Origin of the sequence: Paracoccus benzoatiresistens (genome assembly GCF_026913015.1) — a bacterium.
In the GTDB taxonomy this organism is placed as follows: Bacteria; Pseudomonadota; Alphaproteobacteria; order Rhodobacterales; family Rhodobacteraceae; genus Paracoccus; species Paracoccus benzoatiresistens.
Genome location: NZ_JAPTYD010000093.1, coordinates 1 through 8,945 on the forward strand (window position 1 = coordinate 1; position 8,945 = coordinate 8,945).

5 protein-coding genes and 2 pseudogenes are annotated in these 8,945 nt (G+C 66.1%); 4 read left to right on the plus strand and 3 right to left on the minus strand.

What is annotated here, in order from left to right:
* Positions 1-154: 154 nt before the first annotated feature.
* A pseudogene (locus OU682_RS22670) lies at positions 155-372 on the minus strand (transposase domain-containing protein); the annotation flags it as partial.
* Positions 373-1,336: 964 nt separating this feature from the next.
* On the opposite strand from OU682_RS22670, the gene OU682_RS22675 reads away from it, so the two are divergent.
* From OU682_RS22675 to OU682_RS22690, 4 genes are all read left to right on the plus strand, one after another.
* Positions 1,337-3,268, plus strand: a complete 1,932-nt coding sequence (locus OU682_RS22675; protein ID WP_268944462.1) for a DUF3604 domain-containing protein — start codon at positions 1,337-1,339, stop codon at positions 3,266-3,268.
* A 62-nt stretch (positions 3,269-3,330) separates the two neighbouring features.
* Positions 3,331-5,259 (plus strand): DUF3604 domain-containing protein, encoded by a 1,929-nt coding sequence (locus tag OU682_RS22680; protein ID WP_268944463.1) that lies wholly within the window; start codon positions 3,331-3,333, stop codon positions 5,257-5,259.
* Positions 5,260-5,293: 34 nt separating this feature from the next.
* A complete protein-coding gene (locus OU682_RS22685) occupies positions 5,294-6,163 on the plus strand; it encodes a peptidylprolyl isomerase (protein WP_268944464.1) in 870 nt (289 codons plus the stop codon).
* On the plus strand, positions 6,160-7,179 hold the full coding sequence (locus tag OU682_RS22690) for a HupE/UreJ family protein (protein WP_268944465.1): 1,020 nt from the start codon (positions 6,160-6,162) through the stop codon (positions 7,177-7,179). The genes OU682_RS22685 and OU682_RS22690 overlap by 4 nt, the downstream gene beginning before the upstream one ends.
* 334 nt (positions 7,180-7,513) lie before the next feature.
* On the opposite strand, the gene OU682_RS22695 is transcribed toward OU682_RS22690, so the two are convergent.
* Together OU682_RS22695 and OU682_RS22700 are read right to left on the minus strand one after the other, a co-directional pair.
* Positions 7,514-8,635 carry an alpha/beta hydrolase gene (locus tag OU682_RS22695; RefSeq protein WP_268944466.1) on the minus strand — a complete coding sequence of 374 codons (1,122 nt, stop codon included), beginning with the start codon at positions 8,633-8,635 and terminating at the stop codon, positions 7,514-7,516.
* Positions 8,636-8,744: 109 nt separating this feature from the next.
* Positions 8,745-8,945: pseudogene (locus OU682_RS22700) on the minus strand (transporter); the annotation flags it as partial.

Sequence of the window (8,945 nt, forward strand, 5' to 3'; positions counted from 1 at the left end):
GATCAGCACCTATCCCCGAAATCACTCAGACCGGTGAGGCTGCCCTCCAGACGGGCATGCCCGTCTTCCGTTCAGCCCCACCGGCCAAGCTGGTTGTCGGCGCCGGCCATGGTGGTTGTCGCCCAACACGTCTACACCATCAGAACCAGTGGAAGGTCTTTCCGAACCTGTCGACCGCGCGGTAGAGGTAAACCCGAGAGCCGCAGACGCGGATGTAGGGCTCGTCCATCGCCATAACTTGTCAGCCGGCTGCTTTCGCCTGCGCGTGTCCTCCACAATCAAGTCGGCATTGCGATCCACCCACCTGTTGTGTGACGCATGATCGACCGCGATCCCGCGCTCGGCCGTGATTTCCTCGAGGTCGCGATAGGCTGGAATCTGAAGCTCGGTGCCTGAAAAACGCTTTAGCGCGCCCCGAGCGTCAGCGGGCAAGCATGCCATGTCAGGCCTAACAGCAAAAAGCTCTGCCGAAGCGGCATGATCAGAGATGCTTCGCGTAATCAGCGTGACTTGTAAGGCTTTGCGAAGACCACAGCGGTCGGGATCGACCGTGCGTCATCGTGATTATGAAATGTCATCAGTTCGCAAAACAGCCCATCCTTGGCCGCCGCCCCGATCGCCGCGTTCAGTCTGAACACAGCGGTCTGGATTGCGTCTATATGGTTTTGGTCTGTCATTGTTACGCCCTCAAGATAAGGTCGAAGTATAGCGCGACCCCGCCCGGCTCGAAAGGCTAAGCCCCGACGTTCGGCTTGCCCAAATCCCCCTGGCACCCACGATCGCCGCGCCCGCGCGAGGATCTCTGCATCTTCTTCGGCCAGAGCTTTCAGCTTGCCGCCCTAGCGGCGAGTCTTGCAGGCGGCGAGCGCGACGCGCCATTACAAAGAGCGAAGGGAAGCGAGCCGCCTTGTGGGAAGGTCTGGCCGGATCACGCAACTGCCCCCAGTTCCTTGCTCGATCGCTGGGTCTCTCGCGCAGGCCTGCTCGGCCCCGCACAGTCCCTCCGAAGGTTGCCAAGGCAATCTTGCGGGACCTGCAAGGGCTGACACGAAAAATGGCTTGCGCTTCCGACAGGTCTTTTCCGATGTTTTGCCGATCCCCGCTCAGGGGTCGCGGCAATGTCCGTTCGTCATGGCAGTCGTTGCGCAACCTTTTCTCGGTGTCGGCAGCGGCGGCGCAGGGAATTTCCGGAAATGCGTCAAATGTCGCAATCCCGCTCTATTTTGCGGCCATAATCCTTTCCCAAGCAAGGACGGGACCAGCCGTCACGGCCGGATTGCATGTCCTTGACGCTATGCTCGACCAGTGCTCCGTGGCAGGGACGAAGGAGGCAACCATGGCCACTTGCTGCCGACCCGGCCCAACACATGGCCGCGGGCTCCTCGCCGCCCTCGTGTTCTTTTCTGCCTCCGCGGTCGCGCGAGCCGAGCCGCCGGGCGAGGTGGCTCTCGAGGACTTCGTACAGCCGGTCTCCACCTCGCCCTATGCCTTCCGCGACTTTCCCGACCGCGTGCTCTTCGGGGACATGCACATCCACAGCAACCTTTCGCCGGATGCAGGTCTGCTCGGCACGTCGCTCTCGCCCGAGGACGTCTACCGCGCGGCGCGCGGCGAGACGGTCAGGTCGAACACGGGCCAGCCCTTCAGGCTGGTGCGGCCGCTCGACTTCCTGGTCCTGACCGATCACGCCGAGGCGATGGGCCTTGCCACCATGATCCGCGACTCCAGCCCCGTCCTGCTGGCATCTACGCGCGGGCGCGAGGTGTGGCAGGGCTTCAACGGCGGTCCCGAGGCGGCCCTGCAGGCCTTCGGCTCGCTTTTGGCGGACCTCTCGGCCGGAACCGACCCCTTCGCCGACATTGACATGGCGGGGTCCATCTGGCCCGAGTTCGTCGAACTGGCGGATCGGTACAATCAGCCGGGCGTCTTCACGGCGATGACAGGCTTCGAATGGACGTCCCAGCCCGACGGCAACAACCTGCACCGCATCGTCGTCTTCGCTGACGGGGCCGACAAGACCAGCCGCGTCCGGCCGTTCTCGGCGCTCGACAGCCAGGATCCGGCCGAGTTGTGGAACTACATGGAAAACTACGAGGCGCTCACGGGCGGCCGGGTGTTCGCCCACGTCCACAACGGCAATCTCTCGAACGGCATCGCCTTCACGGCCGGGACCTTCGACGGGACGCCCATGGACGCCGACTATGCCGCCCGGCGGTCCCGGTGGGAGCCGATCATGGAGATCACCCAGATCAAGGGCGACGGCGAGACGCATCCCATCCTGTCCCCCGATGACGAGTTCGCGAGCTTCGAACGCTGGGACGTCACCAACCTCGACGGCTCGGCGCCCAAGACGCCCGAAATGCTGCGCTATGAATACGCGCGCACCGCGTTGCTGACGGGCCTTGAGGTCGAGGCAAGGGTGGGGGTCAATCCCTATGACTTCGGGTTCAACGGCACGACCGACTCCCATACCGGCCTCGCGTCGAGCGGCGAGGAAAACTACTTCGGCAAGTTCCCCGGCACCGAACCGGGTCCGGACCGCTTCTTCAAGACCGTGGTTCCCGCCGCCGATCCCTCGCTCAGGATTATCTCGGCGCAGGAATCCGCTGCCGGCCTGACAGGCGCTTGGGTGCGCGAGAACACCCGCGACGAGATCTTCGATGCGATGCTCCGCAAGGAGATCTTCGCAACCACCGGAACACGGCTGCGGGTGCGTCTCTTCGCCGGTTGGGACTTCAAGCCGGGCGACGAGCTGATGTCGGATTTCAGCGGCCTCGGTTACACAAGGGGGATTCCGATGGGCGGGCGGCTGGACAGCCCGCCGCAGGACGCCGCGCCCACCTTCATCGTCCGCGCCGAGCGCGACCCGGACTGGGCGAACCTCGACCGCATCCAGATCATCAAGGGCTGGATCGACGCCGACGGCAGCTCGCGGGAACGTATCTACGACATTGCCGTAGCGGGCGGGCGCGAGATCGGACCGGACGGCCGCGCGCGCGAGCCGGTGGGCAGCACGGTAGACCTCGCGACCGCAACCTTCACCAACACGATCGGGGCACCATTTCTCGCGGGCTACTGGCGCGATCCTGACTTCGACCTCTCCGAGCGGGCCTTCTACTATGTCCGCGTGCTCGAAATCCCGACGCCGCGCTGGACGACCTATGATGCCGTCCGCTTCGGGCTGGACCTGCCGGAGGAGGTTCCTTCGACGGTCCAGGATCGGGCCTACTCCTCTCCCGTCTGGTTCACCCCTGCAGGCGGGCCATGAGGGCGATCAGGAGACCGAGGATGCGCTTTCCTCGGGAAGCGCCATTGCTGGAGGAACTTTCGATGGGACGACTTCTTTCCGGTGCCGCCGTCGTGGCGCTTGTCGCGGGCCTTTCTCCGACCTCTGCCAGCGCCCAGGACGATGCCCGCCGCGTCGGCGAGATGGTCCTGACCGAGGAGGATATCGCGCGTCAGGAGCAGGGAACCTTCTCACCTTATGCGGGGCGGAACTTTGCCGAGCGGCCACTCTGGGGCGACACGCATCTCCACACCTCGAACTCGCTCGACGCCCGCGCCTTCGGCGCGCTTCTCGACCCCGAGACGGCCTACCGCTTCGCGCGCGGCGAGGAGGTGACATCCTCGCACGGGCTTCGCGTCAGGCTGTCGCGTCCGCTCGACTGGCTCGTCATTGCCGACCACTCCGATGCGCTCGGCGCGATGAACGAGATCGTCGCGGGCGACGCGGCGCTGATGCGCGACGCGACCATCGCGGACTGGAACCGCCGCCTCAACGAGGGCGGCAATACCGCGCTGAGGGCGACGATGGACGTGATCTCCGCCTTCAGCGCAGGCAACGTCCCCGCTGTGATCAACGACCCGCGCTTCGTGCAGTCGGTCTGGGGCGAGTACGTCGAGACGGCAGATGCCTTCAACGATCCCGGGACCTTTACCACGATCGTCGGCTACGAGTGGACGCCGACCGAAGGCGGCAACAACCTGCACCGCAATGTCCTTTACCGCGACGGCGGCGAGCGCGCGCGCCGTGTCCTGCCCTTCACCACCGCCGAGAGCTTCAATCCCGAGGACCTCTGGCGGTGGATGGAAAATTACGAGGAGGTCACCGGCGGCCGCGTCCTCGCGCTCGCGCACAACGGCAACCTTTCGAACGGGATCATGTTCCCCGTCGAGACGAACCCCGAGACAGGGGAGCCCCTGACGGCTGCCTATGCCGAGGTTCGCGCGCGGTGGGAGCCGCTCTACGAGGTCACACAGATCAAGGGTGACGGCGAGGCCCACCCGTTTCTCAGCCCGAACGACGAGTTCGCCGACTATGAGACATGGGACGCATCGAACCTCGGGCCGGTGCCCAAGGAGCCCTGGATGCTGCAGTACGAATATGCCCGCGAGGCGCTGAAGAACGGGTTGCGGCTCGAGGAGTCGCTCGGAACCAACCCCTACAAGTTCGGCATGGTGGGCTCGACTGACAGCCACACCGGGCTTGCCACGGCGGAGGAGGAAAACTTCTTCGGCAAGCACTCGGGCGTGGAGCCGGAACCGGGCCGGTGGGAGCATGTCGTGGGAGAGTTCGAGACGACACGCGTGCTGGGGTGGGAGCAGGCCGCTTCGGGCTACGCCGCGGTCTGGGCGGAGGAGAACACCCGCGAGGCGATCTTCGACGCCATGGACCGGAAGGAGGTCTACGCGACCACGGGTTCGCGCATAGCGGTACGGTTCTTCGGCGGCTGGAACTTCGTCGAAGGCGACGCCCTCACCCGACTGCCGGCGGAGGTCGGTTACGGCAAGGGCGTTCCTATGGGCGGCGATCTGCCCGCGCGGCCCGAAGGCGCCGCGGCGCCGACCTTCCTCGTGGCCGCGATGAAGGATCCTTTCGGTGGCAACCTTGACCGTATCCAGATCGTCAAGGGCTGGCTGGGCGCGGACGGCGCGACGCAGGAGAAGGTCTACGACGTTGTCTGGGGGGGCGACCGCAAACCAGGCGCCGACGGCAGGTTGCCCCCGATCGGGGACACCGTGGACGTCGCGACCGCGACCTTCAACAATTCGATCGGCGCGCCCGAGCTGATCACCGTGTGGGAGGATCCCGATTTCGACCCGGCCGAGCGCGCCTTCTACTACGCCCGCGTGATCGAAATCCCAACTCCCCGCTGGACGGCCTACGACGCGGTTCGCTTCGGCGTGGAAATGTCGCCCGAGGTGCCAATGACCACGCAGGAGCGCGCCTACACCTCGCCGATCTGGTACACGCCCTAGGACCGCGGCGCGCCCATACCAGGATGGAGACACCATGCCGCCGCGCCAGCCACAGGACCATGCCCTTGGCCTCTCCTTGAGGCTCGTTCGAGAGCCGCTCGTCCATTTTTTCATAATCGCAGCCGCACTTTTCGGGCTCTTTGCCATCCTCGATGACACCCCCGCGCCGATGGAGGAGACTCGGCTCGTCGTCACAGATGAGGATGCACGCCGTCTCGCCGCCGAATTCGCGGCGACTTGGCAGCGGCCGCCGACAGTGGCTGAGCTTGACTACATGATTGGGCAGCGCGTGCGGGAGGAGGTCTATGTCCGCGAGGCCCTCGCCCTCGGGCTGGACCGGGACGACGCGGTGATCCGCAATCGGCTGCGCATGAAGATGGAGTTCCTGACCGAGAGCGGCGTCGAGGCGATTGCCTCCGATGCCACCCTCGAAGCGCATCTCGCGTCTCATCCGGAGCGCTTCTCGCAGCCGCCGCTCGTTGCCTTCGAGCAGGTTCTGCTCGACGATGCCTTGGGGGCAGGGGAGGTAATGCAGGTCGCGGCGCGGCTCAACGCGGGTGAGGGCGCGGGCGGCGCCGCGCGTGCGGCACTCCTTCCCCCCGCTTTCGGACCGAGCCCCGAGCATGTCGTGGACGGGACCTTCGGAAAGGGCTTCTTCGACGCGCTCGTTGCTCTTCCCGAGCGCCGGTGGTCCGGCCCCGTGAAGACCCCGTTTGGCCGGCACCTTGTCCGTGTGACGGACCGGCGCGCAGCCCGCCTGCCGACGCTTGGCGAGATCCGGCGTGAGGTTGAGAGTGATTGGCGGGGCACGGTCAGGGCGGCGCTGCGCGAAGCGCGCTTCGAGGCGCTCCTGTCACGCTACGAGATCGTCCGACCCGATCTGGCGGCGGTGCTCGCGCCGTGATCCGGAAGCTCGCCCTTCTCTTGGCGCTCGTCGTCCTCGGGGCTGTCGCCCCGGAACGGACCGCGGCTCATGCACTCGAGCCCGGGTTCCTCGAGCTCCGGCACTTGGGCGGGGACGAATGGCGCGTCACATGGCGCAAGCCGCAGGTCGCCGGCGCGCCCATGCCGATCGACGCAGTCCTGCCCGAAAACTGCGACCCGCGCCGGGGCCCCGCGCCGGCATTCGACGGCCGCGCCTTCCTGGCAGGATGGATCGCCGCCTGCAAGGGAGGGCTCTCGGGCGGCAAGATCACGATCGCGGAACTCGAGCGGACTCGGACGGACGTGCTCGTGCGCTACGATCTTGGCGACGGGGCCGCCCCCGCCGCGATGCGCCTGACTGCCGCCGCCCCCAGCTTCACGCTTCCCCAGCAGCCCGGCCGGTTGGATATCGTTGCAAGCTACGTCCCGCTTGGGGTCGATCACATCCTCAGGGGCGTGGACCACCTTCTCTTCGTCCTGATGCTTTTGTTTCTGATCCAGGACTGGCGGACGCTTCTCGGCGCGGTTACAGCCTTCACGGTGGGGCATAGCCTGTCCCTTGCGGCGGCGAGCCTTGGCTGGATCGTCCTCCCTGCGCCGCCGGTCGAGGCGGTCATCGCGCTGTCCATCGTCTTTCTCGCGACCGAACTGCTCCGCCCCGCCGGTGCGGAGAAGCGGCTGGCAGAGCGCTATCCCTGGGCGGTGTCCTTCGCCTTCGGCCTTCTGCACGGGCTCGGATTCGCCCGAGCGCTGCTTGAGATCGGCCTGCCGGAGGGGGACGTGCCGCTCGCCCTTCTCGCCTTTAATCTTGGCGTAGAATTAGGCCAGCTGCTCTTCATCGGCGCAATCCTTGCGCTGAGGGCCGGGCTTGCACGGCTTTCCTCCGGCGGGGCGCTTCTCGAACCCGGCTCGCGCGGTCTCCGGGCGATTGCCTACGGAACCGGCGCGGTCGCCACCTATTGGGTGATCGAGCGCGTGGCGGGGTTCGTCGCCTGAGATTGTTCTCGGATTACCACCGCAGTTCCGAGGACGGGATACGCCGATGCCGGTTCGACGTCTTGCCGCCCGCGCAGCATGCGGGGCTGCAACGCCACGAATGCCCGACGCGGACGTCTGTCTCCGCTGACGATTTCCATCGGCAGGAAATCCGGCGCCCATCAGACGGTCCTCTATCCATGACGACTGTCGTGCCGCGTGGCGGCCGAGGTCCGCAAACAACCCTCCACTCCGGCCTGCCGGGTCGATCCGCACTCCAAGGTGCCGGCATCCCGGTCCTTCAGCACGGCGCGCTACTATGCACGGCAGCCTGGCGGTGCCGGGAGGTGGGCACTCAGGGCGACAAGGGGGCCAGAACCAGCCCCGCGGCTCCCTGCAGCACAGTCGCGCCTGCGTCCAGAAGACCCGCCTCGCGGCCGAAAAGGGTCGCTTGCCTCTGCCGCATGCGGCGAACCAATGCGATCAATTCCGGAGAACTGCCAACCTTAAGATGGCCGGTGATCTCGCCGGGGTTGACGGCGCTCAGGTCGATGATGCCGACATCCAGCCCGCCGAGTTCCTCGCGTGTGTAAGTGCTTCCGACACGGCGCGTCGCTCCGCGCAGGGTGGCCGACCAGCGCAGCGCCTTGTCCTTGCTGGACACCAGCAGATAGATCGGGACGCCCGCCGCCAGGACCGGCTCTGCCTGGCGGCGAAACAGGTCTACCTCCAAATCGGCCGAGATCAGGACAACCGCGTCGATCTTCCGCAGACTTGCGTAATCCCCCATCAGCGCAAGGGTCCTGAGGCCTTCCATGGCAACAAACGCCCCCATCGAATGCGCGATCAGGTTGTAGCCCGACAGTCTTGTGCGGCGCATGAGCTGCATCGTCTCGACAAGAGAATCGCGCGAGAACAGGGCATGTTCGCGGTCCACGGCATAGGCGAGCAGCTTCGCCGCGGTAGGCCACGAAAACAGAACGCCGACGCCCGGCGCAGCAAGGTCGTGCCGCAACTGCACATGCCGCATCAGCGCCTCGGCAAAGTTGTTGTTGAAGCCATGGATGAACATGGCCCCGACGCGCGAATGCGGGGTGCTGGCCGCGGCCGCGTTCACCTCCTGGACGAAGGCAAGGGGACCGGCGAGCCTTCTGGCGCGCGTGACCACGAAGTCACGGCGCGGGTCGGGGTGGCCGCGCGGATAGCGGATGGTGCCGAAGGGTCGATCCGGCGGGACGGCGACGTCGAAGCGGGCGAACTGTGTGCTGAAGGCATTTTTCCCCGAGAAGAACTCGGGCGCGGGCACCGGGGCGCGCGATGTGGCAACGATCGCGCGCTGGATGTTCTCCTGAACAACTTCGGCGGGATCCAGAATGGCGATGCTGCCGCGCGGCCCGCAACCGGACACCGTCGCCGCACCGATCAGCGCCAGACAGTGGCGGCGGGTCAGATCGGTGAGATTGACAGGAAGGGTCATGCTGCGCCCTTGGGTCGGTCCGATAGACCGTCAGCTTATGATGCAACGGGCACCAGGGCGAGCGCCGTTTCGCGGCCCGGATCGGATGGCGGCAGCACGCCGAACGACGTCACCGCGGAAACAGGAATGTCGCGCCAAGGCGGACACCCCAGCCATCCGGGCCAAAGTCAGGGCTTTCGGCCCAGTAGCGGAGGCCGGCGAACAGGCTGACCGGTTGTTTTCCGATGCGCGTTAGCTTTGAAGCCACCGCGTTGACGGGAACCGACCACTGCTCGGTCTCCCAGTCATAGGTGCTCTCGGTCTGCAGGGT